Source organism: Sphingopyxis sp. 113P3, from assembly GCF_001278035.1.
GTDB lineage: Bacteria > Pseudomonadota > Alphaproteobacteria > Sphingomonadales > Sphingomonadaceae > Sphingopyxis.
Window position 1 is genome coordinate 187,047 of the sequence record NZ_CP009453.1, and the last position, 21,211, is coordinate 208,257.

Annotated in this window: 25 protein-coding genes and 1 pseudogene; 17 read left to right on the forward strand and 9 right to left on the reverse strand. The window is 64.5% G+C overall.

Annotated features, from left to right (window positions below):
• Positions 1-38 precede the first annotated feature (38 nt).
• Entirely contained in the window at positions 39-473 is a 435-nt protein-coding gene (locus tag LH20_RS22365) for a LexA family protein (protein ID WP_026008902.1), read from the forward strand.
• A gap of 4 nt (positions 474-477) precedes the next feature.
• Positions 478-1,740 (forward strand): Y-family DNA polymerase, encoded by a 1,263-nt coding sequence (locus LH20_RS22370; RefSeq protein WP_026008903.1) that lies wholly within the window; start codon positions 478-480, stop codon positions 1,738-1,740.
• Positions 1,741-1,745: 5 nt separating this feature from the next.
• Here the strand turns inward: LH20_RS22370 and LH20_RS22375 are convergent, their stop codons facing one another.
• Positions 1,746-2,498, reverse strand: a complete 753-nt coding sequence (locus LH20_RS22375; protein WP_235527224.1) for a hypothetical protein — start codon at positions 2,496-2,498, stop codon at positions 1,746-1,748.
• A gap of 143 nt (positions 2,499-2,641) precedes the next feature.
• On the opposite strand from LH20_RS22375, the gene LH20_RS22380 reads away from it, so the two are divergent.
• The 4 genes from LH20_RS22380 to LH20_RS22395 all read left to right on the forward strand — a co-directional run bounded on the left by LH20_RS22380 (position 2,642) and on the right by LH20_RS22395 (position 6,023).
• Complete coding sequence (locus LH20_RS22380) at positions 2,642-3,997, forward strand: IS1380-like element ISPme1 family transposase (RefSeq protein WP_011997539.1); 1,356 nt, start codon at positions 2,642-2,644, stop codon at positions 3,995-3,997.
• A 308-nt stretch (positions 3,998-4,305) separates the two neighbouring features.
• Positions 4,306-4,965 carry a hypothetical protein gene (locus LH20_RS22385; RefSeq protein ID WP_235527225.1) on the forward strand — a complete coding sequence of 220 codons (660 nt, stop codon included), beginning with the start codon at positions 4,306-4,308 and terminating at the stop codon, positions 4,963-4,965.
• A gap of 199 nt (positions 4,966-5,164) precedes the next feature.
• Positions 5,165-5,635 carry a methyltransferase domain-containing protein gene (locus LH20_RS22390; protein WP_321164254.1) on the forward strand — a complete coding sequence of 157 codons (471 nt, stop codon included), beginning with the start codon at positions 5,165-5,167 and terminating at the stop codon, positions 5,633-5,635.
• Positions 5,625-6,023 (forward strand): PIN domain-containing protein, encoded by a 399-nt coding sequence (locus tag LH20_RS22395; protein ID WP_053556556.1) that lies wholly within the window; start codon positions 5,625-5,627, stop codon positions 6,021-6,023. The genes LH20_RS22390 and LH20_RS22395 overlap by 11 nt, the downstream gene beginning before the upstream one ends.
• Before the next feature lie 124 nt (positions 6,024-6,147).
• Here LH20_RS22395 and LH20_RS22400 read toward each other — a convergent pair.
• From LH20_RS22400 to LH20_RS22420, 5 genes and pseudogenes are all read right to left on the reverse strand, one after another.
• Positions 6,148-6,480, reverse strand: a pseudogene (locus tag LH20_RS22400) (hypothetical protein); the annotation flags it as partial.
• Positions 6,462-6,977: a Fic/DOC family protein gene (locus LH20_RS22405; protein ID WP_083455649.1), complete on the reverse strand. Its 516-nt coding sequence runs from the start codon at positions 6,975-6,977 to the stop codon at positions 6,462-6,464. The pseudogene LH20_RS22400 and the gene LH20_RS22405, both read right to left, overlap by 19 nt.
• 2 nt (positions 6,978-6,979) lie before the next feature.
• Positions 6,980-7,237, reverse strand: coding sequence for a hypothetical protein (locus tag LH20_RS22410; RefSeq protein ID WP_017503786.1), 258 nt, complete (start codon positions 7,235-7,237; stop codon positions 6,980-6,982).
• Positions 7,238-7,363: 126 nt separating this feature from the next.
• A complete protein-coding gene (locus LH20_RS22415; protein WP_019368261.1) occupies positions 7,364-7,750 on the reverse strand; it encodes a DUF3768 domain-containing protein in 387 nt (128 codons plus the stop codon).
• Between the two features lie 299 nt (positions 7,751-8,049).
• On the reverse strand, positions 8,050-8,349 hold the full coding sequence (locus tag LH20_RS22420) for a hypothetical protein (protein WP_019368262.1): 300 nt from the start codon (positions 8,347-8,349) through the stop codon (positions 8,050-8,052).
• A gap of 274 nt (positions 8,350-8,623) precedes the next feature.
• Between LH20_RS22420 and LH20_RS22425 the strand changes: the two genes are divergently transcribed.
• The 3 genes from LH20_RS22425 (at position 8,624) to LH20_RS22430 (ending at position 9,968) form a co-directional block, all read left to right on the forward strand.
• A complete protein-coding gene (locus LH20_RS22425; RefSeq protein WP_019368263.1) occupies positions 8,624-9,124 on the forward strand; it encodes a hypothetical protein in 501 nt (166 codons plus the stop codon).
• A gap of 125 nt (positions 9,125-9,249) precedes the next feature.
• Positions 9,250-9,438, forward strand: a complete 189-nt coding sequence (locus LH20_RS23420) for a hypothetical protein (protein ID WP_144423769.1) — start codon at positions 9,250-9,252, stop codon at positions 9,436-9,438.
• Positions 9,439-9,602: 164 nt separating this feature from the next.
• Positions 9,603-9,968, forward strand: coding sequence for a hypothetical protein (locus tag LH20_RS22430; RefSeq protein WP_017503420.1), 366 nt, complete (start codon positions 9,603-9,605; stop codon positions 9,966-9,968).
• A 172-nt stretch (positions 9,969-10,140) separates the two neighbouring features.
• On the opposite strand, the gene LH20_RS22435 is transcribed toward LH20_RS22430, so the two are convergent.
• The 3 genes from LH20_RS22435 to LH20_RS22445 form a co-directional block, all read right to left on the reverse strand.
• Complete coding sequence (locus LH20_RS22435) at positions 10,141-11,994, reverse strand: ParB/RepB/Spo0J family partition protein (protein WP_053556558.1); 1,854 nt, start codon at positions 11,992-11,994, stop codon at positions 10,141-10,143.
• Positions 11,995-12,037: 43 nt separating this feature from the next.
• Entirely contained in the window at positions 12,038-12,229 is a 192-nt protein-coding gene (locus LH20_RS22440) for a hypothetical protein (protein WP_053556559.1), read from the reverse strand.
• Positions 12,230-12,667: 438 nt separating this feature from the next.
• Entirely contained in the window at positions 12,668-13,054 is a 387-nt protein-coding gene (locus tag LH20_RS22445) for a MerR family transcriptional regulator (RefSeq protein WP_053556560.1), read from the reverse strand.
• 73 nt (positions 13,055-13,127) lie between these two features.
• Between LH20_RS22445 and LH20_RS22450 the strand changes: the two genes are divergently transcribed.
• From LH20_RS22450 to fliE, 8 genes are all read left to right on the forward strand, one after another.
• Positions 13,128-13,778, forward strand: coding sequence for a cation transporter (locus LH20_RS22450; protein WP_053556561.1), 651 nt, complete (start codon positions 13,128-13,130; stop codon positions 13,776-13,778).
• Between the two features lie 65 nt (positions 13,779-13,843).
• Positions 13,844-14,140, forward strand: coding sequence for a hypothetical protein (locus LH20_RS22455; protein WP_053556596.1), 297 nt, complete (start codon positions 13,844-13,846; stop codon positions 14,138-14,140).
• A 60-nt stretch (positions 14,141-14,200) separates the two neighbouring features.
• Entirely contained in the window at positions 14,201-15,478 is a 1,278-nt protein-coding gene (locus LH20_RS22460; protein WP_053556562.1) for a TolC family protein, read from the forward strand.
• A complete protein-coding gene (locus tag LH20_RS22465; RefSeq protein WP_053556563.1) occupies positions 15,478-16,653 on the forward strand; it encodes an efflux RND transporter periplasmic adaptor subunit in 1,176 nt (391 codons plus the stop codon). Before LH20_RS22460 ends, LH20_RS22465 begins: the two co-directional genes overlap by 1 nt.
• 3 nt (positions 16,654-16,656) lie before the next feature.
• A complete protein-coding gene (locus LH20_RS22470) occupies positions 16,657-19,902 on the forward strand; it encodes an efflux RND transporter permease subunit (protein ID WP_053556564.1) in 3,246 nt (1,081 codons plus the stop codon).
• A 53-nt stretch (positions 19,903-19,955) separates the two neighbouring features.
• Positions 19,956-20,444 (forward strand): SRPBCC family protein, encoded by a 489-nt coding sequence (locus LH20_RS22475; protein WP_053556565.1) that lies wholly within the window; start codon positions 19,956-19,958, stop codon positions 20,442-20,444.
• Positions 20,441-20,815 (forward strand): hypothetical protein, encoded by a 375-nt coding sequence (locus LH20_RS22480; RefSeq protein ID WP_053556566.1) that lies wholly within the window; start codon positions 20,441-20,443, stop codon positions 20,813-20,815. The genes LH20_RS22475 and LH20_RS22480 overlap by 4 nt, the downstream gene beginning before the upstream one ends.
• 45 nt (positions 20,816-20,860) lie before the next feature.
• On the forward strand, positions 20,861-21,202 hold the full coding sequence (gene fliE / locus LH20_RS22485; RefSeq protein WP_007406845.1) for a flagellar hook-basal body complex protein FliE: 342 nt from the start codon (positions 20,861-20,863) through the stop codon (positions 21,200-21,202).
• The last annotated feature ends 9 nt before the right edge of the window (positions 21,203-21,211 follow it).

The following is a 21,211-nucleotide window of genomic DNA, read 5'->3' on the forward strand; positions in this document are numbered from 1 at the left end:
GTTCGCGCGAGTGTTACAATGGAGGGTGAAGGGAATCTCTGATGCTGCCTCTGATGCAGCCGGTCCCGCTTGCCGACGTGCCGCAGGGGACCATTCTCCGGATCGTTGGTGCAGCAGGAGCCGGCTTTCCAAGCCCTGCCCAAGACTGGCAGGACGACGCCATAAGCCTGATCGAGTTGCTGCGGCTCGATCGGGCGGCAAGTTTCGTCTTCCGCATCAGCGGATCGAGCATGATCGACGCTGGCATCCACGACAACGACGTCGTGGTGGTCGATCGCGACACGCGCCCCGTCGAGGGGCATATCGTTATTGCGATCGTGGATGGCGGCTTCGTGTGCCGTCAGCTCTGCCGGAGACGCGGCGACCTCCTCCTGGAAGCGCGGAACGCGCAGCAAATCTACGAGCCGACACCCGTGGAAGGGGTGGAGATATGGGGTGTCGTGCGGACCGGCGTCCGCGACTATCGACGCTAGCGCCGTGTCATGGGCAATCGTCGACATAGCCAATTTCTACGTCAGCGCGGAGCGATTGTTCGATCCGGCCCTGCGCGATGTGCCCGTCATCGTCTTGTCCAACAACGATGGCTGCGCGATCGCGCGCAGTGAAGAGGCGAAGGCGCTGCACGTCCGTATGGGCGACCCGGTCTTCAAGATGCGCGATCGGATCAAACGCCACGGAATCCAGCTCCGATCGAGCAATTATGAACTGTATGCCGACCTCAATCGACGCTTCAACGCGGTCATCGCCGATCACTCCGATATGGTGGAGATCTACTCGATCGACGAAAGCTTTTTCCGGCTGCCGGTGCTGCCGGACGGCCTCGGCAACGTCGTGGCCGCGCACGCGGTCCGCGAGGATATAGCGCGATCGGTCGGCCTGCCGACCCGGATCGGCTTGGGTCCGACCCGCACGTTATCCAAGGTGGCAAACGCCTTGGCGAAGGCGACCGAGAAGGTGTGGGGAGGGGTGGTCGATCTCCACGACGTCGAGCTGCGCCGGCGTCTGTTCGACCAATGGCCGGTAGGAGAAGTGTGGGGCATCGGGCACGCGCTGGCAGCGCGGCTCCGCCCGCTCGGTGTGAAGACGACGGCGGACTTGGCCGCGCTACCTCCGGCGGTCGCACGCGATGTGGGAACGGTGGTGCTGGAACGGCTCGTGCGCGAGCTGGGTGGGATCGAGTGCGACGACTTCAAGGTGGCGCCCGAACCGCTCAAGGCGACCGCAGTGACGCGGCAATTTGGCGCGCCCGTCTCCGATCTCGCCGAGCTGCGCGAAGCGATGGCGCGCCGCGCAGCGCGTGCGGCCGAGAAGATACGCGCGCAAGGACTGGCGGCGAGCCGGTTGATCGCCTTCGCACATGGCTCGCGTTATCGCCCGAACCCGCCTTCGGCATCCCGATCGGCGCGGCTGTCCCCGCCGACCAACGATCCGCGCATCATCGTGGGGATCGCGGGGAAGATGATGGAAGCGATGTTTCAACCGGGAGGCGTCTATACCAAATGCGGCGTCTTGCTGGAGGATCTGACAGCGGAAGGGGCGGGGCAGGCGGACCTCTTTGCGACAGCCGATCCCAAGGCACCCGCGCTGTTGGCGGCAATGGATGGTCTCAATAGCCGGTTTGGGAGAAACACGGTCATCTTGGCGGCGCAGGGGTGCGGTGCGCGGTCGTTCGATACGAAGCGATCACAGAAGAGCCCGGCATGGACGACCCGGATCGGGGAGATACCCGTTGCGCGATGAAGCCGTTAGCGGCTCCGGTCCTTATCGCGCGGTGCAGGTGCCTGCACCTGCGCCGCGCGGCCGATCTCGCCGTCCAGTGAACCGCCAGCCTTGATCCGATCGGCGACGAGCTGGCGCGTCGACTCCCTGATCGTTGCGACCATGCGGGCGCTTTCACCCCGATCGGCCGCCGTCTTCATGGCGGCATCGACAATCGCTTGCGCGGGCGAAAGGCGTGGATCGGCATGGTTCTTTTCGGGCGTGTTCTTGATGAAAAGCTCGGCAAGCCGCTCTTGCCCGGGTGAATGGCCGGGGGGGAGGATCGGCCGCTCCAGCGCCCGCACGGCGCGTTGAAGCTGCGCCGATTGCTGACCGTTGATCTGCACGCCCAGGGCGGCCCCGATCTCACGCACACGCTCAAGGGGCGTTTGTTGGGCGGTAACGACGGCATCGACCTGCCGCACGCCGAGATAGGTCAAAAGGTGGGACTGGTAGATCGGACCCTTGGCGTGCCGGACATAGGCAAGCTCGGTTCGTGCATTCGCGATGGCAGTAGATGGCGCGCTTTCTCCGATCAATTCGCGCAATCGTTCGGCCGCCTGCTGTCGGGCGGCGGGCAGGTAGCGTTCCAGTTCTTCGCGCGCCTTAGCGAGGGTGACGCGATAGCGTTGCCCCTCGGGTGGCGCGCGGTTCGGAAGCATGGCAATCCCGGCGGGACCGATGCGCGCCTCGGGCGCGAGGTCGCGCTTGACTGCCGCTGCGGAAAGAACCGCGGCCATGCCGCGATGATCCCCCGTTAGAAAGCCGTGCCGGGATGCCTCCATCCACCCCACATTCTCCAAGTAAGTCGCTGATTTCGCTGTCGTAATCGTGATATTTCGCATATAAATCATGGCGTTGACGGCTGCGAGGGGCGCGTTTCATGGATCACCTGGAGGGTGCGGGCTTGGCGCGGGGAGATCGGGTTGATTTCGACCGCCGTGTGCGTCTGGAGTTCCGTGGTGCGCAGATCAGTTCAGACGGTGGCCTGCTGGTGATGCGCGAGCTTGATGACGTGCTCGGCCTGTCCAATCTGGCGTCGGAGGCGCTGCGAGACAGCCGCACCGGGAAGAACACGCTCCATCGGCTTGACGGATTGTTCCGGCAATCGGTGTTCGGACGACTGGCCGGATACGAGGATGTGAACGATGCCGACCGCTTGGCCCTCGATCCCGTGATGCGTCAGGTCGTTGGCGGCAGGGCCGTCGAGGCGCAAGCTGCTTCGGCATCGCAGATGGGACGGTTCGAGACCGAGACGCTGGCTCTGGCCGCGAACCGGGCGGCGCTGGCCGATCTGAACGGCCAATGGATCGACCGGTTTCATGACCGCAACGGGTTGAAATACATCGTGCTGGACATGGACAGCTCGGTCAGCCCCACCCACGGCGATCAGGAAGGTACTGCCTGGAACGGGCATTTCGACTGCACCTGCTATCACCCCATCTTCTTGTTCAACCAGTTTGGCATGCTGGAGCGCTGCGCCCTGCGTAACGGCAATGTCCACAGCGCCGATGGCTGGCGGGATGTCCTTGATCCCGTCATTGCCCGATATGCTGGCCGCGACCTTGGTGGACGCTTCTTCCGGGCCGACGCTGCCTACGCGATCCCCGCGATCTATATGCGGCTGGAAGAAGCCAGGTTCTTCTACGCCATCCGTCTGCCCGCCAACGCCGTCTTGCGCGAGAAGATCGCGCATCGGCTGACACGGCCCGTGGGACGGCCTTCGCTGACCAAGGTCAAACGGTTCTTCGAGGACTTCGAGTATCAGGCGGCGTCCTGGGACAAGCCGCGCCGCGTCATCGCCAAGATCGAATGGCATCCGGGCGAGCTGTTCCCCAAAGTCGGCTTCATCGTCACCAACCTGCCGATGGAGCCAGACTGGGTGGTGAGGTTCTACAACCAGCGCGGCACCGCAGAGCAGCACATCAAGGAAGGCAAATATGCCTTTCGCTGGACGCGGCTGTCATGCCGGAAGTTCCGGCACAACGAGGTGCGGCTGCAACTGCACGCGCTGGCCTACAACCTGGCAACCTTCCTGCGCTGCATCGAACTGCCCGAGGCCATGGCGGACTGGTCGTTGACCAGCCTGCAACTCAAGCTGATCAAGATCGGCGCCCGCGTCGTCCGCCACGCCCGCGCCATTACCTTCCAGTTGGCCGAGGTCGCCGTCACCGGCCCGATGGTGCGGGCCGTCCTTGCCGCCATCCGCCGTCTTCGAACGCCTCCGTCATGCGCATGACCACGATCCATGCCCAAGCTGAACGAAAGCGGCAGGACAGGTCCGTCTGCCGCGCGGAAAAGCGGCTCTGCCGGGCCAGAATGCTGCGGGTTCGAGGCTTGATCCACCCGACTTCGGCCGTTTGCGCGACGACAGACACCGCTCGGGGCGAAAAACGCTTGCCCAGCGAGCAAAATCAGGCGATCTTGAAGTCAAGCGGCGGGCCACTTGGGGAATGTCGGTTGACACCACGCCGCTGGGTTAATACAAACTCCCCTTCGTCCTGACACCTTATTGGAGCGCCGATCATGTCAATAAAAACTCTGTTCATGGGCGGCCTGATCGTCTTGGGAACCCCCCTGGCCGTTTCCGCCGCCGACATGTCGGCCACCTGGATCGTGAAGGGCGAGTTCGGTTCCGACCTCCAATATTCGCTGTTTTGCCAGCTGGAGGAAAACACCTCCAAGATCGCAGGCCCCTGCGTCGCCATGCAGGGTAAACTGCTGAAAGCAACCGGCCGGCTGACGGGCGACACCCTGACGTTCCGCTATGACACCGACTATGACGGCAGAGGGTTGACCCTGGAGTACAGCGGCGACGTGAAGCCCGACGGCACGGTGATCGGACGGATCAACGCCGGGATCTCCACCGGTCAGTTCAGGGGCTCCAAAGTGATGAGCCGCGACGCCGATCATTCCACCACCTGGAAGTTCGACGTCGGCTTCACGCCGGAGATCAAATACTCCGTGCTTTGCACTTTCAAGGCCGATGGGGTGAAGATCAAAGGCCCGTGCTCCATAATCCAGGGCCCGACCCTTCAGGCCAAGGGCGCGGTGGACGGCTCCAAGGCCACCTTCGCTTACGACACCGACTATCAGGGCCGGGCGGTCCATGTGGAGTATACCGGCGAGGTCCAGGCGGACGGGTCGATGAAGGGGTCGATCCGGGAAGGCGACTCCGAAGGCTCGTTCACGGCGGCCAGATACTAAACCCGGCCGGATTCGAGGGCGCGGCGCATAGGCATCGCCGGCGTTTTGACGGATAAACGCCGCGCGATGACAGCTCCCCCCCCGCCTGTTCGACCGCGCCCGGCATCGGCGAAAGCTGGACCGGGCCGCGTCGCGGTTTGCGTCGGCGGGCTTCCTCAAGGCCCGCGCGGCGGAGGATCTCGCCGAGCGGCTGGCCGTCATAGCGCGGACCTTTCCCGTCTGCGCCGACCTAGGCGCCCGCGACGGCGCATTCGCCCGGGCGCTGGCGGTGAGCGACGCCGCGGGAAAGATCGGCGCGATCATCGAGACCGACCTTTCATGGCCGATGCTGGCCGGCCGGCCGGGGCTTCGCCTGCAAGCCGATGAGGAGCGTCTGCCCTTCGCGGACCAGAGCCTGGACCTGGTGGTCTCGACGCTCGCCTTGCACTGGACCAACGACCTGCCGGGCAGCCTGATCCAGGTCCGGCGCGCCCTTCGTCCCGACGGGCTGTTTCTGGCCTCGATCCTGGGTGGGGCGACCTTGACCGAGTTGCGGCAGGCCCTGATGGCAGCAGAAGCCGAGATCACCGGCGGGGCTGGCCTCAGGGTGGCGCCCCTGGCCGACGCCTATGACGCGGCGGGACTGCTCCAGCGGGCGGGGTTCGCCCTGCCGGTGGCTGATGTCGAATGAAATCACGCGCGACAGAATGAAGGCCGCACTTCCAGAGGCCGATGTCGCTAACTACCAGGCGCTGATCCCAACACTGTCCTTACCGGACCCCGACGACCGGCATGTCCTCGCCGCTGCCATCGCCGGAAAGGCTTCGGTCATCGTCACATGGAACCTCAAGGACTTCCCCGCCTCGGCGCTCAAACCTCACGGTGTGGCCTGCGTTTCGCCAGACGATTTCCTGGCGGGTCTTCATGCGGCCTTTCCAGATCTGTTGATCGAGAGCGTCAACCGCGCGCGTCAAAATCTGCGCAAGACGCTCCCGTCGATCGACGAGTTTCTGGCCGCACTCGAGCGCCAAGGGCTGACGGCCATTGTCGGCATCCTTCGTCAGCAGCAGCGGAAATAACTTGGTCTCTGCTCTTGCATATCCGTCCGGAGCCTTTTTGATCCCGGGACATCGTGCTGCGGCTCGAAAGTTCGATTGCGTCATTAAAACGCCGTTGAACTCCCGGAGGCCCGACAGGGCCGCTTCATGGATTGGCGCCAGTGACCTCGCGGACGAACGCATCGATGGCGTCTTGCATCTGGGTCAGACCCGGCTCCTCCAGGGGATAGTGGCCAGCATTATCCAGCATCACCTGACGCACCGACACCTTGGTGATCGGGTCGAGCACGGGCTTGCTGAGTTCGGCAGGGCTCCAGCGGTCGGCGGCCGGCTGGGTGTGCAGGATCGGGCAGATATCGAAATCGACAGGTTCGATTTCTGGGGCATACTGATGATACGTGTTGAGGAACCGGATTGAGGCTCGGTTTCCGGCGGAAGTCCGATCCGAGAGGAAGACCTTCATCGCATCGGGATTATTACATTCCACTTGTCTTTGTCGATCGCGGCGATGCGGATCGGGTGTCCGGCCTCGCGCGCGAGCTGCGCCGCGTGGTGGCGCATGGTGCGCCCATTACCTTCGCGGAAAGGATGGATGGCGTTGATCTCGTTGATGTGGTCGCCGAGCCGGTCGAAAAACTCGTCTCGAGGAAGTCCGCGAAAGCCGCTTTGCGCGCCCATGTCGGCAAACCGCTTGTCGAGTTCACGCGCGACATAGGGCACGGCTGCGAAGCTCGAGCCGCCCTTGGCGATGTTGACGGTCCGGTCCTGCCCCGCCCAATCATAGAGGTCTTGAAACAGATGCTTGTGAAGCGCGCGATAGCCGTCGGTCGTCGCTGGAAAAGTCAGGCGCGCGGCCTCTGCGCCGCGCGCCTGCGTTAGGCGCCGCTCAGCTTCGATGAGCGTCTTTTCATCGGTGAGCCCGAGCCGGTTTCGAAGCGTCTCGGTGCCGGGATACGTGTAAGGATCGCTTGCCAATGTCAGGCAGCGATCTGGCGGGTTCCGGGCGGATAGAGACTAAGGATGATCGAGGGCATGAGTGCGGGAGGCACACCCTCGTCGAGCATCATCGCGAACATCGCGTCTTCATCGATGGTCGGCGTCATGTCTTCAATCACGAGATTGGCGCGGGACTCCGCGACATCCTCGCGCCAGAGCGCGATCTGTTCGGGAGTGCCGCGTTCGAAATCCATCTGGCGGATGCGCTCGCGCAGCGCTTCAATATCGATCTGGGCCATCGCGTCATCCTTTCTATCTTAACCTTACTCTCCCCGGCGCGATTCCTCAACAAATCACTCGACGCGGCAGTCACTCGGTTCACCATGTCCCGCGCCCGTTCGGGCGCGGGATGATCGCCGCAACTATCAGTATTCGTTGGCTAACATGATGGTCAGCACACGCTTGGTCTGGTGCTCATCCCACGGCACTTCGCTGCCATAGGTGAGCGTATTATCGTAGTAATCCACTTTCCAGAACACTGTCTCGGCAATCGTCTTCTCGTCTTTGGGCCGCTCCTGCGTCCACCCTCCCGTCGCGAGGCGATAGACCGCGCCGAAATCATGTTCCCCATAGGGGTCATTGTCTCCGTCGAACCGGGAAAATCCCACGATCGCCGCCAGTGCCGCAAAGCGGTCGGCATCGGGAAGGGACTGAAACCCTAGCGTGACGTTGGCAATGGAAGCCGTGCCGGGATTGCTCCGGGCCGCATCGTTCAGGCGACGGATGGTGTCGAGTTGTTCGGGGCTGCGCATAACTGATCCTCCTGCTGCATGGGCCGCAAGGCCGCTCGGCCTCACGGCCCTGCCTGTCCGGCGAGGACGGGATGGGGAGGGGGAGCGAGAATCTACTGCTGGCGCGGGCGAGCCGCCCTAGTGCGGTCGGCGCTTTGCGCCGGGTGCCGTGCTTGGCGGATTACACGGGCGGTCGATTGTCGTTCGGGAACGAAAGGGCGGCGCCCTTGGTGTTCCCTCGCGCCGATCGCGCGATGCGCGGGCGGCGAGGACGGCGCGGTGCGGATCTCCGCACGGCATTCTTGCGCGCAAGCGCGCCGTCATGACGGCGCGGTGCGTGCGTCGCGAGCGGCGATCACCAGCTCGACGATGCGGGGCTGATGGAAAAGCTCGCCGCGCTCGACGACGGCAAGGCCAGGACCATCCAACACGTCGCGGATGCGATCTTGCACCACGTCTTCCAGTTCACCGGCCAGAACCCAGAAATGGATCGGGTCGCGCTCGCGGCCTACGGCGCGGAATTGGTCGCACTCGGCAACGGCCTGAGCCAGCGCATTGAGCGCGGCCATCCCAAGCGCACGCTCGAAGGCGAGCTGCGCAAACAGGCGATGATGGGACATGGAAAACCTCCGTGTTGCCGTGATTGGCGACGACAGCGGGAGGTGCGCGGAACGCCGGGTCACAGGACCGCGAAGCGGCCGGCTTGCCGGGCAGCGGGGGAGCCGATTTACGCAGTGAATTGGGGGGACCGCTGATCCTTGAGGCGGCGGGCCGCGTCCCTCACGATGGGAGGAGACTGACGGACAGCCCTACCAAACAACGCCCGCCCACCAGGGCGGTCGATCAGGTGATTTTCTGCTTTCGTTCTCGTTCCCGCTGACTCATAGAATTGTCATGCCGATCATGGCCGAACATCGCTGGCTTTACCCGATCGACTGGCCCGAGCTGTCGAGAGCCATTCGCTTCGGCCGCGCCAATGGGCGGTGCGAGCATTGCCATCGCCCGCATGGTCAGCGCGTATTCCACTTGGGCGACGGACGGTGGTGGGACATGGATCGTCGGCAATGGCGAGACGGGCGCGGAAGGCGGATCAGGGTCGGGGCGATAGACCTCGTGGCGATCGTCCGTATCACGCGGGTCTATATCGCCTGCGCCCACCTCAACCATGATCCGACCGACAACGCCCCGCGCAACCTGGCTGCGCTCTGCCAGCGGTGCCACATGATCCACGATGCTGACGAGCATCGGCGTCGTCGATGGCTCAATGCCTATCGCCGGCGCGCTGTGGCGGACCTGTTCGCGTGGTTCGAAGCGCGCTCGATCATGGCGAACGAGGGTGTGCCACGTGGCACACCTATGCGAACATTGAACATGCGAACCCACGAACCTACTTAGGAGCTGGCCTTCGTGGCTTCGGGGTGCTGGGGGGTTCAATTCCCGCAGGCTGGCTGATTATCGGTGTCCTCTTTTTGGCCCTGGCGCTTCGCTATGCGAGCGTCATCTTCATGGAGGGACTGCCTATGATTACACGTTCAAAATCTCGCGCTCGCAAGGCGCACAAGGTCAAGAACACCAACCTGAACCCAGTGACTAACGTGATGAAGCTCTGTTCTGTTTCTTTCGAGACCGTCTGGGCACTGATCGTTGGCTGGTCTGCTGGTGTGGCCGGCCCCGCACCATCGGCGCAGTTGCGCCAGCGTCACCGGTAGGGGGCGGGAGAGCGATCTTCCGCCCTTTGCTTTTGCGGCTCCCGGCAGCGCTAAACGCGGACTTATTTGCTCGTGGCTGTTTCAAGCGACGAATGACGGGGCGCAGCATTAGGTAGGAGCGCAGCGAGATCGGCTCGCGCGAAATAGCAGAACGGGGAAATGGAATGGATACCTTCAACGCTGGCGTCCAATATAACGACTTCAAGGGGACTGTCGCGGCGGACATTTCCGACAACGTCGCGCTTGCCGATTATCTGGTGTCCTTGGGGAAGGCCGAAAGTGACGAGCGTGTCGTAGGATTCAGGATCGCTTCCGGAGAGAACCGGGGCACCCCTGTGACTGACGTGTCGCTGGTGGCATACCTCCTTCGATCTGCTGAATTTGAGCCTGCTCCGGCAGCGGTGCGCGCCGTCGAGGTGCGCGTTACGCCAGGAGAAGCCCTCGCCTTCTTCAAGCGGTTCGACCTCGTGGCGACCCGGCGCGGCGTGGATTTTAGCGGCACGCACGTGGATGGCCCACACTACGACTGAGGCTATAACTTAGCCGCAATCGCGCCGCCCGTCCCTTGTGGGCGGGCGGCGCGCGCTGGCCTGCAAGGGCAGCGGGCGCGACAGCCATGCGGGGCATGGCTGTCGCGCTGGCGGCGAGGGCGCTGCTGAGACGGAGGGAAGGGGGCCGATTATCACCGGCCCCCCGATCAGATCAGGCCATTTCATCGTCGGCAAATTCGCCGCGCTCCATGTCGTCGTCCTCGATCCCGTCACCGTCCATGTCGGTGTCGAAATCCTCCGGGTCGGCCTCGGGCTGATCGAACGCGCCAATCTTCATTGGGGCAGGTAGCCACCCTCCCGGAAGCCGTCCCGACACATTGACGGCAAGATCACCCTTCTTCTTGATGGTCGCGCAATTCTCGGCGCTGGAAGCACCGCATTCCTCGCGCAACAGGTCGATCATCGCGGCTCGGCGCATCTTGTCGAACAGTGCGATGGGGGCGGTCCAACGGGCTGCGATGTCCACGCCGGTCGCGCGCGCGATCTGCTCGAAATGGTGATGCCGACTGCCGGGGGAGCCACCCGCGAACACAGTGCCGTCAACGGTCATGGCGACAAGGCCCGCCAGCAATGCCATCTTGTCGTCGCTGGTCATGGCGCGGATTGCCTCGAACCGGCCTTCGGCGGGGATCGATGCGAAGCGGGTCGCCATCACTTCCTCGACGGGACGAACGTCGCTCGTTGCCATAAGCTCGTCGGCCACATCGGTCGCGACCGTCTTGGCCTGAACCTCAAGGGCCATTTGGTAGCTGTGCGCGCCGTGGAGCAACTGGCCTGCAAGGCTGTCCAGCATGATGTCGAGCGCCAGCGCCGGGTCGGCCGCGACGGCTTCCTGCACGATCTGCGTCTTGATGCGGGTCAGGTCCGCGAACAGGCTGTTGCTATAGAGGGGTTGGGGTTCGCCGCTGCTCGCTTTGGGCTTCGCCTCGGCCTTGGCGCGATAGAAGCTCTTGCCGAGCGAACCGTCATGCGAAACCCATAGCGCCACGCCCCCGACTGCGACCTGCTCCGCATTGAACGCCCGCATCGCTTCGGTGAGGGTGTCGCGCTCGTCGGACAGCGGCTCGATGCCGTCGCTATCTTCGCCCTCGGCCTCGGCAATCGCCTCGATTTCGGCATCGATGGCGGCAAGCCGCGCCGCCTCGTCCTCGGTCGGCTCGCGGGTGGCCGGATAGATGCTGCCCTTCATGTAGAGATCATAGGGCCGTTCCAGCGTGGCGCGGACCTCGTGCCAACCGATCGCACGATATTCGTCCGCAATGCCGTCCAGCTTTTCTTCGGCCAGTTCCTGCACAAGCTCGGGCTGGTCGGCAAAGCCTTCCGCTCCTTGGCTGAACAGGTCCACCGTTATCGTCCCGCCCTTCGCCTCATAGGCATCGCGCCCGACGAACAGGAACGCACCGCTGGTGGTGTCCACCTTCTCCGTGGTGAGCATCCGCCGGATGGTGTGGGCGTGACCATTCGCCGCCTTGCAGACCTTGATCTGCTGGTCGTGATCCTCGGTGAGGGTGAGCGCGCGCGCCGCCTCAAGCGACAACTGGTCCTTGGCGATCAGGTCGATCAGCGTGGGTGCGAGCGCGGAAAGGCGAAGCATCTTGTAGACGAAACTGACTGCCTGACCGAACCGAGCTGCGATTTCCTCGGCGTCCATGCCGGTGTCGCGCAGTGCCGCAAAGGCGCGGATGCTGTCGGCGGGGTGCATGTCCTCGCGCTGGAAGTTCTCCGCGAGCGACAGTTCGATGGCCTCCTCCTTGGTGCGGACCTCGACGGGGAAGGTGTCGTTGTTCTTGATCCGCTTGCGCTTCGCCAGTTCCTTGAGGCCCCGATAGCGCCGCCCTCCGGCGAACACATAGAACAGGCCCTCGTCCTCGTAGGCGACAAGGTTCTGCAACAGGCCGTGCGCGGCAATGTCGTCGGCCATCGCTTCCACGGCGGAAGGCTTCACGCGCCGCTGATTGAGCGGGGAAAGGCGAAGCTGCGACAGCTTGATGGTGGTGATACCCATGATGAAACTCCTGTGATCTGTGGTGTCGATTGGGGGGAAAGGGTCAGCCTTCGAGGCTTGCCAGCTCGTCGAACTCGGCTGATGCGCGGGTCGCGGCGTCGCCTGCGTAGGTCGCGCCGGATCGTGGATAGAAGAACACGCGGTCGCCTTTGGCGTAGGGGGTGCCGTCTGCACTGGTCCCGCCCACCTTGGCCCGTTTCCAGTAGGGATCGCCCTTGTATCGGGTGTAAGCCATTGTCCTTTCTCCTTCTTCCTGCGGCTGAAAGCCGGTTGCCGCAGCAACCGGGTCTGCCTCTCCGGCGAGGAGCGGGATGGGGAGGGAGGAGGAAAATCGATGGCCTTGGCGCGGGCAGGCCGCCCTAGCGCGGCCGACGCCCGTCAGGGCGTCGGGTGCCGCGCTTGGCGGACAACACGGGGGCGTCTATTTTCCTTCGGGAACGAAAGGGCAGCAGCCCTTGGTGTTCCCCGCGCTGGCGGGCCTCCGGGGGAGGGCCGCGGCGCTATGCGAGTGAAGTCGCGCCCATCGGGCGGCGGCGACAGGTGTGCCATGTGGCACACCTCACGCGAGGATCGTTACCCTTTGGGCCGAGACGCCGGCACGGTGGCTCGGTCGGCGCACGCCAGGGCGCCGATAGAGCCGTGCCCGGCAGGGTCGCGCCCGACTTGGTTTGGTTCAATGCGACAGGGCGTCGATAACCTTGCATTCGGCAACGATGCTGGCGTTGCAGGTGTCACCCCACTGCGCGATTTCCGACCTCAGCGCCGAGAGGTCGGCCAGTTTGCGATCGATCTCCGCGATGTGGACCGCGGCGATCTGATCGGCCTCGGCGCAGGATCCCCGCGGATCATCTGCAAGACGCAGAAGCGCGCGGACCTGATTCAGCGTGAAACCCAGATCACGCGAGCGTTTGATGAAGGACAGGCGATCAAGGTGCGAGCGATCGTAGAGCCGATAGTTGCCACCGCTACGGATGGGAGCGGGAACCAGCCCTTCTGCCTCGTAGAAACGGACCGTCTCTATCTTCAACCCAGTGCGCTTTGCGATCTCACCGATTTTCATCGCCGAACCTCTTGACCCTCTAGTAGGATGAGGGTTCATATAGGGCGTCTGATCCACGAATCGAGCTTCGATAATGGCAGACGCTTGTTGCTCATCAAAACGCGACACGATCGCGGAACTTGGTCGCAAGGCCGAGCAGCGCCGCGTGCTCATCATCGTGATGCTCATCAATCTCGCGATGTTCGTGGTCGAGTTTGGCGGCGGCGTCGTCGCGCGTTCCTCTGCCTTGATGGCGGATTCGGTCGACATGTTCGGCGACGCGGTGGTCTATGCGCTCAGTCTCTATGCATTGCATCGGGGTGCGCGCTGGGAAGCGGGGGCAGCACTGGCGAAGGGTGGCATCATCCTGGCTTTCGGCGTCGCGGTCATTTTCGAGATCGCTGACAAGATTGCGAACGGCGTTCCTCCGGCATCGGGCTTGATGCTCGGGGTTGGCAGCGCCGCGCTGGTTGCGAACCTAATCTGCCTCGCGCTGCTCTGGCGCTTCCGCCGCGAGAATGTGAACATGTCGAGCACGTTCGAGTGCTCGCGCAATGATGTCGCGTCAAACGTCGGGGTTCTCGCGGCTGCCGGATTGGTCGGCCTGACCGGCTCGGCTTGGCCGGACATCATCGTCGGCGGGTTGATCGCCGTGATCTTCCTGCGCTCGGCATGGCGCGTGCTTGGGGAAGCCTGGCCGGCATGGCGTGCCGCGAAGGCACCGGCTCGCGAGTTATTGCAATGACATGGAAACCTCTCCGTGGTAAGGGCGGGTTCGTGCGAGCCTTTTTGCCTCTCCTGACATGCCTGATGCTGGTCCTCACCAGTTTCTCCGGCATGGCTCACGCCGCCGATCTGGCGGGGGGGAGCATCGCGGGCGTCGAGTTCACAATCCATACCGATGGCGACATCGATCAAGTGCCATCGGATTCGGACAAGAACGTCCCGCACCATCACAATTATTGCCACGGGCATGACGTTGGTGCGCCTGCGCGCACGACGATGGAATATACCCACGTCCTCACGATGCCCAAGCCGACTATCTCCGCCTCTGCGTCGCTCGATGGCCGCACCGGCACGGTCCATTTGAGACCCCCCCAAGCCTGACGTCCGATTTGGGCGCGCGTTGGCGCGCCCCTGTCGATCATCGTCAGGAGTCCTATTTTCATGCATCGTATCCTCGCGGCCATGCTGGCCGCAGCGTCGTGCGCCACTATGGCGCAGGCGCAGGTCGGACCGTCCGCGCCTTTTGCGCAGGACGCGCCGGTCTACACGCTTGACCAAGCGGTCAGTGCAGCGGGCGGTTCGGCCCCTGCTGCCGAAGCGGCAACAGCCGCGATCGATGCGGCCCGCGCGGGCCGCACGGTCGCCGGACTGCGGCCCAACCCGGTTGTCCAGGGCCAGGTTGAGAACGTCATCGGCTCGGGTCCGTATCGTGGGGTCCGCAGCGCGGAATCCACGGTCGGCTTTGCGATCCCGATCGAGCTAGGCGGCAAGCGCGGCGCCCGCGTCGCGGTCGCCAATGCGCAATTATCCCGGGCCGAGATCCAGGCCGCGATCATCGCGGCGGATGTCCGGCTTCAGGTGACGCAGCTTTATGTCGAAGCGGTCGCGGCCGATCGCCGGGTGGCGACGGCGCGGGATCAGGCCCGGATCGCCAGCGACGCGCTGCGGGCTGCGAGCGTTCGCGTGCAGGCGGGGCGCGCCTCCCCGCTCGAGCAACAGCGCGCAGATGTCGCGCGCATCAACGCCGACGCCAATGTGGAGCGGCAGCTTCGCTTGGCTGAGGCGGCGCGGGCCAATCTGGCGCGCCGGATCGGGCGACCGATTGACGGTGCGCTCGATGACACGCTGCTCGATCGCCTCCCGGGGGCGAACGTCTATGGGCCGATCGCGCCGGCTGACACGACCGGCACGCTGGCGCTGGCGGCGGCCAACGCGGATTTCTCGATCGCCGAGGCCGGCGTGCGGCTCGCGCGCGCTAATCGCGTCCCTGACCTGAACGTCGGACCTGCGATCCGCCGACTGGAAGCGACCAACGACATGGCGGCGGTGTTCACCGTGTCGATCCCGATCCCGGTGTTCAACAACGGTCGCGCGGCGATCGCGCAGGCGACCGCGCAGCGGACGCAGGCGGATGCACAGCGCCGCGTGACCGCGCTCGACATCGAACAGGCCATCACGGACGCGCAGGCACAGGCGGCCAATGCCGCGACGACCGCACGCGCGGCGTCGGGGCCGGCGCTGGCGGCTGCGCAGGAGGCCGCCCGCATCGCCCGGATTGGCTATCGCGAGGGCAAGTTCGGCCAGCTCGAATTGCTCGATGCGGAACGCACCCTCGCCGAGACGCGGGTCGCCGCGATCGACGCGCTCGCCAACTATCAAAATGCCCGCGCGCAGGTGGAGCGATTGACCGCTCCTGCGCCCAATGGGGGAAACCAGTGATGAAGAACTTCTATCTCGCGGGCGTCGCATCGCTCGCCCTGCTGCTGGCTGCCTGTGGCGGCAAGGATGCCGGGAACGAGGCGACCGCCAATGCCGCAGCCGGTAACGAAGCGGCAGGCGCGGAAAAGGGCGGTGCCGAAGGCGGTCATGCCGATGAAGGCGTGGTCACGCTGGGCGCCGATCAGATCGCCGCAGCGGGCGTGCAGATTGGACGGCCGATTATCGGTGGGGCCGGGACGATCGAGCTGCCTGCGATCATTGAGGGCGACCCGCAAGGGACGCAAGTGGTGTCGGCCGCCATCGCGGGACGCGTAGTTTCGCTAACCCGCAACCTCGGCCAATCGGTCGGCCGCGGCCAGACCATCGCGGTCATCGAGAGCCGCGAGGCGGCGCAGATCAAGGGCGAGGTCGAGGCGGCGCGTGCGCGGCTCCAGCTCGCCAATTCGAACCTCGCACGCGAGCAGCGGTTGTTCGCGCAGAAGGTGTCGCCCGAGCAGGATCTGATCGCAGCTCGCACGGCCGCGACGGAGGCGCGGATCGCGCTGACGCAGGCACAGAGCATGGTGTCGGCTGCGGGCGTCGGCGGCGGCGGTCTCAACCGGCTCGGCATCGCCGCGCCGATCTCGGGCCAGATCATTGCTCGCCCCGTGACGCTGGGACAGACGGTTGCGGCGGACGCGGAACTCTATCGCATTGCGAACCTGAGCCAGGTGTCGATCGCCCTCAACCTGAAGGCTGAGGATGCAGGTCGGGTGCGTCCCGGCAACACGGTGCTGGTCAAGGCGGCGGGCCGTCAGGCGACCGCGCGCGTCACTTTCGTGTCGCCGGCGCTCGATCCGCAAACGCGGCTCGTGCCCGCGCTCGCCACCCTCGACAACAGGGGCGGCGAATGGCGGGTCGGCGAACCGGTGACGGCCGCCGTCCAGCTCACGGGCAGCGGGGGTAGCGGCGCAATCCGCGTGCCGACGACGGCCGTGCAGAGCTTCGAGGGCAAGTCGGTCGTGTTCGTTCGCACACCTACGGGCTTCAAGGCGACCCCGGTGCAGCTCGGCGATGCGTCGGGCGACACGGTGATCGTCCGCTCGGGTCTCACCGGCAACGAACAAATCGCCACCACCGGAAGCTTCACGCTCAAGGCCGAGATCGGCAAGGGCGAAGCGAGCCACGAGGATTAAGCCATGATCGCCCGCATCGTCACATGGGCGGTCGAGAAGCGCTGGCTTGTCCTGCTGCTCACCGCCATCGTCGCCGTTATTGGCGCGTTTTCGCTTTACCGGCTGCCGATCGACGCAGTGCCGGACATCACCAACAACCAGGTGCAGATTAACGTCCGCGCACCCGCGCTCTCGCCCGAGCTGGTCGAGAAGCAGGTGTCATTCCCGATCGAAACCGCGCTCGCCGGCACCCCCGGCATCGAATATACGCGCTCGCTGAGCCGTAATGGCTTCGCGCAGATCACTGCGGTCTTCTCCGACTCTACGGACATCTATTTCGCCCGCCAGCAGGTGGGCGAGCGTCTGCAGGGCGTGCAAGAGAACCTGCCCGATGGCGTGAACCCCGAAATGGGTCCGATCGCGACGGGCCTGGGCGAGGTGTACATGTACACCGTCCGGCTCGAGCATCGCGAGGACGACAAGCACAAGCCCGGTGAACCGGGCCAACAGCCCGATGGCAGTTACATCACGCCAGAGGGTGAGCGACTGACGACTGAAGAGGACAAGGCGACCTACCTGCGCACCGCGCAGGACTGGATCGTCACGCCGCTTCTGAAGAACACACCGGGCCTCGCCGGCGTCGACTCGATTGGCGGGTACGCCAAGCAGTTCCTCGTCGTGCCCGATGTGCAGAAGCTGGCTTCACTCGGCATCACGCTGACGGACCTGGGCAACGCGCTGGAGCGCAACAACACCAGCGTCGGCGGCGGCTTCGTCAATCGCAATGGCGAAGGTCTGGCTGTCCGCTCGGATGCGCTCGTGCGCAATGCCGGCGAGTTGGCCAGGACCGTGATCGCGACACGTAACGGCGTGCCGATCACGGTCGAACAAGTCGCGACCGTGAAGACGGGGCAGGCGATCCGCATGGGTTCGGCCTCGGAGAACGGCACGGAAGTCGTTGTCGGCACCGCGATCATGCGGATCGGCGAGAACAGCCGCGTCGTGTCCACGGCCGTCGCCGAGAAGCTGAAGTCGATCAACGCCTCGCTGCCACCCGACGTCGTGGTTCAGCCGGTGCTCAACCGCACCGAGCTGGTCAACTCGACGATCAAGACGGTCGCCAAGAACCTGTCGGAAGGCGCGGTGCTGGTCATCGTCGTGCTCTTCCTGCTGCTCGGCAATTTCCGCGCGGCGCTGATCGCGGCGCTGGTCATCCCGATCACCATGATGCTGACCGGCTTCGGGATGCTGCGTGCCGGCGTCTCGGCGAACCTGATGAGCCTTGGCGCCTTGGACTTTGGTCTGATCGTCGACGGCGCTGTCATCATCGTGGAGAACGCGCTGAGACGGCTTGCCGAGCAACAGCATCATGAAGGTCGCTTGCTGAGCGTAAGGGAACGGCTCGCGACCGTGGCGGCCGCCGCGCGCGAGATGATCCGCCCCTCGGTATACGGGCAGGCGATCATCATCCTTGTCTATGTGCCGCTGCTCACGCTGACCGGCGTGGAGGGCAAGACGTTCGTGCCGATGGCGCTCACCGTCATCATCGCGCTCGCCTTCGCCTTCATCCTCTCGATCACCTTCGTGCCGGCCATGATCGCGATCTGGCTGTCGAAGAAGGTTGAGGAGAAGGACGGCCGCATCATCACGTGGCTGAAGAAGCGCTACGAGCCCGGTCTTGACCGGGCAATGAAGCGCCCGACCCTGACGATCGGCGCGGGTGTCGGCAGCCTTGTCGTGGCGGCGCTCGCCTTCACGACGCTCGGCTCGGTGTTCCTGCCACAGCTCGATGAAGGCGACCTGCTGATCCAATCGCTGCGCATCCCCGCCACGTCGGTCCAGCAAAGTCAGGCGATGCAGGTGCCGATCGAACGGATGATGTCGAAGCAGCCGGAGGTGGCGTTCGTCTATTCCAAGACGGGCACGGCGGAACTCGCTTCCGACCCGATGCCGCCCAACGCCACCGACATGTTCGTCATCCTGAAGCCGCGCAAGGATTGGCCAAATCCCGATCTTGCCAAGGAGGAGCTGGTCAGCCGGATCGAGGGAAATCTCGCAAAAATCCCGGGCAACGCCTATGAGATCACCCAGCCTATCCAAATGCGCTTCAACGAGCTGATCGCCGGCGTGCGCGGTGACATCGCGGTGAAGGTGTTCGGCGACGACTTCAACACGATGAACCGGACGGCCGAGCAAATCGCCGCCGTACTGCGCAAAACGCAGGGCGCGGCGGACGTGAAGGTCGAGCAAACGACGGGCCTGCCCATGCTCGACATTCGCGTCAATCGTGACGCGATGGCGCGCCTGGGCGTCACCGCGCAGGATGTGCAGGATACCGTCACCGCGACAATCGGCGGACGCACCTCGGGCCAGATCTTCGAGGGCGACCGCCGCTTCCCGGTGGTGATCCGCCTGTCGGAGACGCAGCGCGCTGACATTGGCCTGCTGGAACAGGTGCAGGTGCCGGTGGCGGGGGGCGGCTATGTGCCGCTGTCCAGTGTCGCTGACATCAAGGTCGTCGACGGTCCCAATCAGATCAGCCGCGAAAACGGGAAGCGGCGCGTGGTGGTGCAAGCCAACGTGCGTGGTCGCGACGTCGGTAGCGTCGTTGCAGACGCGCAGGCGGCGATCGGCAGCCAGGTCCGGCTGCCTGCCGGTGCCTATCTCGAATGGGGCGGTCAGTTCGAGAACCTGCAATCGGCGAGCGAACGGCTGAAGCTAGTCATTCCGGCCTGTTTCATCCTGATCCTGTTGCTCCTTTACGGTGCGCTTGGATCGGTCCGCGATGCCGCGATCGTGTTCACCGGCGTGCCCTTCGCGCTGGTGGGCGGCGTCCTGCTGCTCTTCCTGCGCGGCATGGACTTCTCGATCTCGGCGGCGGTGGGCTTCATCGCCTTGTCGGGCATCGCGGTCCTCAACGGCCTCGTCATGGTCAGCTCAATCCAGGATCTGATCCGGTCGGGGCTATCGCGCGAGGAGGCGGCCCATGTCGGCGCAATGCAGCGTCTGCGGCCAGTCGTCATGACCGCGCTCGTCGCCAGCCTCGGCTTCGTTCCGATGGCGCTTGGCGAGGGCGCGGGCGCGGAGGTGCAAAAGCCATTGGCGACCGTCGTCATCGGCGGCCTGATCTCGGCGACGTTGCTGACGCTGTTCGTGCTGCCGACGCTCTACGCCCGGTTCGGGCAGAAGGCGATCGAGAAGCCCGAGCACTACAATGAGGAGCATGAAGGGGACGACCACGGTCAGACCTTCGTGAACAACTTGGCCTGATGGGTGCGCGGGGCGATCCGCGATCGCCCCGCTCATCTCTGGGAGATGGGGATATGCCTCGCACCATAACCAGCTCAATGCTTCACGGCGGGCCACTGCGGATCTGGTCGGCGATCACCGATCCGGATCATCGCCGGGCTTGGAGTCCGCTCGTATTCCTCGACAACCCGTGCCAGCTTGGCGAGACGGAATGTACCTTCGCGATCCAGGGCATCACCCGGCCAATTCGGACGCCGGCCATGGTCGATCAATTCGACAAGCCGCACGCCTTCGCTTGGTCCTGCGGCATCCCTTATCTGTTCACGCTCGAAGAGCGGTACGAGCTGGCAGGGGACGACGGTGGCACCAGGCTAACACATAGCTGCACGCTGCGCGGGGCGCTGTCTTTGCCGTTCGCGGCGATGATGTTGCGTCGTCTGCGGTCCCTGATGGTCGATGCCGACGATCGACTTGCGACCTATCTGCGCTGGCGGGTGGGTCAGCCTGCCCGTGGGATCAATCGTCAGCGCGTCCCCTCCCGCTACAGGAGGAAGGCGCGATGACGCCGTTGAAGCGGGTACTGCCCGCCCTCATCCTCGTTGTCGGGCTGGCGGCTTGCACGGAAAGCAAGCCGCCAGCCCCGCCAACGGAGCAGCAAATCCATTCATCCGACAGCGCCGTGGCGACCGGGGAAATGGGGCGCCATCCCTATCGCTGTTCCGACGGGGAACCGCTGTTCGTCGACTACAAGGACAACGGCCTGCAGATCGATTTGCGGCGCTCCAGCAGCGCCGTGCCCATGACGCTGACCGCGCCAGCGCAGGGCCTCCAATATGTCGGCGAGACAGCCACCGCGACCTTCAAGGGGTCGCAGCTCACCATCGTGGAAGGCGAAGGCCGCACGCGGACCTGCGAACGGGAGGGCACCCGATGAACCGTCATGTCTTCCGACACGTCGCACCGCAACGGGAGAGAAACGATGTCTGACACGTCGATCTCGAATGTGATGGCCATTCGCGCCGAAGTAATCGCGCGAAGCCGCGCCTTGCGCGAGGCGCAGCCGACGGCACCGCCCGGCGTGACGCCGACCGCTCCAGCCTCAACCTTTGCCGACACCCTCAATGCCGTGGTGGCGAAGGTCAACGAGACCCAGGAGCAGGAGGATGTCGTCACCGAAGCATATGAACGGGGCGAAACCACCGACATTGCAACCGTCGCGCTCATCCAGAGCCGTGCATCCATTACTTTCGAGGCGACGCTGCAAGTCCGGAACAAGCTGCTGTCTGCATATCGAGACATCATGAACATGCCGATCGGATGACGATCGCGA

Coding starts and splice junctions, on each gene's coding strand:
- LH20_RS22375 (WP_235527224.1), bottom strand. CDS start 2,498: ATGGCCGCGGTTCTTTCCGCAGCGGCAGTCAAGCGCGACCTCGCGCCC.
- LH20_RS22380 (WP_011997539.1), top strand. CDS start 2,642: ATGGATCACCTGGAGGGTGCGGGCTTGGCGCGGGGAGATCGGGTTGAT.
- LH20_RS22385 (WP_235527225.1), top strand. CDS start 4,306: ATGGGCGGCCTGATCGTCTTGGGAACCCCCCTGGCCGTTTCCGCCGCC.
- LH20_RS22395 (WP_053556556.1), top strand. CDS start 5,625: ATGTCGAATGAAATCACGCGCGACAGAATGAAGGCCGCACTTCCAGAG.
- LH20_RS22410 (WP_017503786.1), bottom strand. CDS start 7,237: ATGGCCCAGATCGATATTGAAGCGCTGCGCGAGCGCATCCGCCAGATG.
- LH20_RS22415 (WP_019368261.1), bottom strand. CDS start 7,750: ATGCGCAGCCCCGAACAACTCGACACCATCCGTCGCCTGAACGATGCG.
- LH20_RS22420 (WP_019368262.1), bottom strand. CDS start 8,349: ATGTCCCATCATCGCCTGTTTGCGCAGCTCGCCTTCGAGCGTGCGCTT.
- LH20_RS22425 (WP_019368263.1), top strand. CDS start 8,624: ATGCCGATCATGGCCGAACATCGCTGGCTTTACCCGATCGACTGGCCC.
- LH20_RS23420 (WP_144423769.1), top strand. CDS start 9,250: ATGATTACACGTTCAAAATCTCGCGCTCGCAAGGCGCACAAGGTCAAG.
- LH20_RS22430 (WP_017503420.1), top strand. CDS start 9,603: ATGGATACCTTCAACGCTGGCGTCCAATATAACGACTTCAAGGGGACT.
- LH20_RS22435 (WP_053556558.1), bottom strand. CDS start 11,994: ATGGGTATCACCACCATCAAGCTGTCGCAGCTTCGCCTTTCCCCGCTC.
- LH20_RS22440 (WP_053556559.1), bottom strand. CDS start 12,229: ATGGCTTACACCCGATACAAGGGCGATCCCTACTGGAAACGGGCCAAG.
- LH20_RS22445 (WP_053556560.1), bottom strand. CDS start 13,054: ATGAAAATCGGTGAGATCGCAAAGCGCACTGGGTTGAAGATAGAGACG.
- LH20_RS22450 (WP_053556561.1), top strand. CDS start 13,128: ATGGCAGACGCTTGTTGCTCATCAAAACGCGACACGATCGCGGAACTT.
- LH20_RS22455 (WP_053556596.1), top strand. CDS start 13,844: ATGCTGGTCCTCACCAGTTTCTCCGGCATGGCTCACGCCGCCGATCTG.
- LH20_RS22460 (WP_053556562.1), top strand. CDS start 14,201: ATGCATCGTATCCTCGCGGCCATGCTGGCCGCAGCGTCGTGCGCCACT.
- LH20_RS22465 (WP_053556563.1), top strand. CDS start 15,478: ATGAAGAACTTCTATCTCGCGGGCGTCGCATCGCTCGCCCTGCTGCTG.
- LH20_RS22470 (WP_053556564.1), top strand. CDS start 16,657: ATGATCGCCCGCATCGTCACATGGGCGGTCGAGAAGCGCTGGCTTGTC.
- LH20_RS22475 (WP_053556565.1), top strand. CDS start 19,956: ATGCCTCGCACCATAACCAGCTCAATGCTTCACGGCGGGCCACTGCGG.
- LH20_RS22480 (WP_053556566.1), top strand. CDS start 20,441: ATGACGCCGTTGAAGCGGGTACTGCCCGCCCTCATCCTCGTTGTCGGG.
- fliE (WP_007406845.1), top strand. CDS start 20,861: ATGTCTGACACGTCGATCTCGAATGTGATGGCCATTCGCGCCGAAGTA.